The 1,995-nt window shown below is 46.1% G+C and carries 4 protein-coding genes; all 4 read left to right on the top strand.

The window, feature by feature from the left end:
• The coding region (locus AACT07_RS22230) for an HNH/endonuclease VII fold putative polymorphic toxin (protein ID WP_216093296.1) at positions 1–512 on the top strand (512 nt) is incomplete at its 5' end.
• Positions 513–530: 18 nt separating this feature from the next.
• The gene (locus tag AACT07_RS22225; RefSeq protein ID WP_069530078.1) at positions 531–893 is read left to right on the top strand and encodes a hypothetical protein; all 363 of its coding nucleotides are present in this window, start codon (positions 531–533) and stop codon (positions 891–893) included.
• A 37-nt stretch (positions 894–930) separates the two neighbouring features.
• Positions 931–1,305, top strand: a complete 375-nt coding sequence (locus AACT07_RS22220) for an Imm50 family immunity protein (protein ID WP_069530077.1) — start codon at positions 931–933, stop codon at positions 1,303–1,305.
• 194 nt (positions 1,306–1,499) lie between these two features.
• A partial coding sequence (locus tag AACT07_RS22215) for an RHS repeat domain-containing protein (RefSeq protein WP_253182293.1) occupies positions 1,500–1,995 on the top strand: 496 nt, incomplete at its 3' end.

The following is a 1,995-nucleotide window of genomic DNA, read 5'->3' as shown; positions in this document are numbered from 1 at the left end:
GGCACCGTTACTTTGATCCTGAGTTGGGGCAATATATCTCGCCAGACCCGATAGGTTTTGCGGGAGGGCTTAGGCCACAGGGATATGTGCATAACCCGCTGGAGTGGGTAGATCCGCTGGGGTTGGCGGGATGCCCTCAAGCGAAGAATAAGAAGACGTCTTACGATGGAAAAAGTCGTCGTGATGCATTCAGACAAGCTAAGCGAGATGCTGGCATACCGATGAGTCAACAACCGAAGAGTATTACAAGACCTGACTTGGAAGATGGATATGGGAATAAGGTTTTGGGTGCGGATGGAATGCCTGTTAAGACTAGGCAATATGAGTTTTTAAACACCAAAGGAGAATCAGTATTCATCCAGGAACATAGTTTAGGTCACTCTAAAGCAACTCCACAGCATGGTCTTGAGCCACATTTTAATGTGCGGCCCGCAGACCCAGTAACAGGCTTGGCGATAGATAATAAAACACCAAGCAATGTCCATGGCCATTACAATTTTCTCAAGAAGTAGGAACTGATAGGTGTTGGTATGAGCAAAAATATCACAGCGCTAGAGGTCGGGTTGGGTGGTAAAATCCCACTGAATAACTTGGAGTTCATTAGGGTTTGGTCTAGTGATAAAGGAATTTTATTTTGTTTTGGTGTTAAGGGTGGTGGTTTTTTTGAAAAAGCGGGTGCGGAAAATTCAGTGGTTTTTAATGTCAGGATGATCGGGGTTAGACGGTTTAAATACAAAGGAAAAAAAGGGGGTATTATTACAACGCCTACTATAAGGGTTGGGGGTAACTATGCATCTATAGAAATAAGGCATCCTTGCATTAAACTAAAATGCATAGCCGACTCCTTAAAGCTAGAGAGCGCAGGTGCTTATATTGATGATAGGTGGGAGTGAATGTTCATACACATTAAATCAGTAGGAAAGGTTGCTTATGTGGTTTAAAAATGCCATTGGAAATGACAAGGTAAAGTTTATGTTTGACAATGAATTAATATTGTCGGATATGATTCTTGTTGATTTTTTTATTGAGCGACAAGCGGACTTGAAGTTAAAGTTTATTTGTAGTCGTCTTCCTGCTAAAATTCCCAAGAAATGGGTGGTGTCAAATGTTAGGTCGTTTTTTTTGGTGGTTACATTTGGAGATGTGTTTGAATCAGAAATCATTGGTCGTAAATATGACTTTACATGTTCGCCTAGTATAATTTCTGCTAAAGATAGATCTGAAATAATTATAAATAGTGGGGAGTTCAAATTGCATTGTGTTTCAAAGTTTTTAACAATTGAAAGTATAACAGCTTGTCTTTAATAGCTAGATATGTACATTTGAAATGTAGAATACATATCCGCAGCTGAATCGTCGCTTTTCGCCCAATCTGATCTGTTTAGGCTATATTCTGGCTGAAAAAACCTTGTTAACACCGTACACCGGCATATTGCCGGTATTTTTTTAACAGCTACTGGGGTGAACAGGGCTGGAAGCTCAATGGCAACGGTCAGGTGGTGGCCGAGCGCAGCAAGCGCGGTCACGAGCGTCAGGCCCGGCTGTTTGGTTATGACTGCGAGCTGAACCTCTGCGAGCTCTCCCATATTCTGCCAAGCGATGGGCAACCGCTGTCCAGCCAGCAGGCGCAGGCCGAGCCCTTGCGCCGTTATGACGCTGCGGGCCGGGTCAGCCAGATAGGGCCCAATCAATACCGCTACGACAAGTGCGGGCGGCTCAGTGAGAAGGTGGTATCACGCCCCGGTTTCCGGCCTCAGACTACTCAATTTGAGTGGGATGGCTTTGACCGCCTGCAACGGGTCATCTTGCCCGATGGTAGCCGCTGGCGTTACCGCTACGACCCATTTGGTCGGCGTATCGGCAAGGAGCGGGAGGGGCAGGTGAGCCAACTCACCGCCATTACCCGGGTTCATTATCGCTGGGACGGAGACCAGCTAGTGCAGCAACAAAGCTACCGGGCCGATGGCAACGCCGCCCGTCAGGTACAGTGGGTCT

It is taken from the genome of Aeromonas sp. ANP5 (assembly GCF_963870295.1).
Classification (GTDB): domain Bacteria; phylum Pseudomonadota; class Gammaproteobacteria; order Enterobacterales; family Aeromonadaceae; genus Aeromonas; species Aeromonas veronii.
The sequence above is the reverse complement of the archived record's forward strand: the minus strand, read 5'-3'. Positions and strand labels throughout refer to the sequence as shown.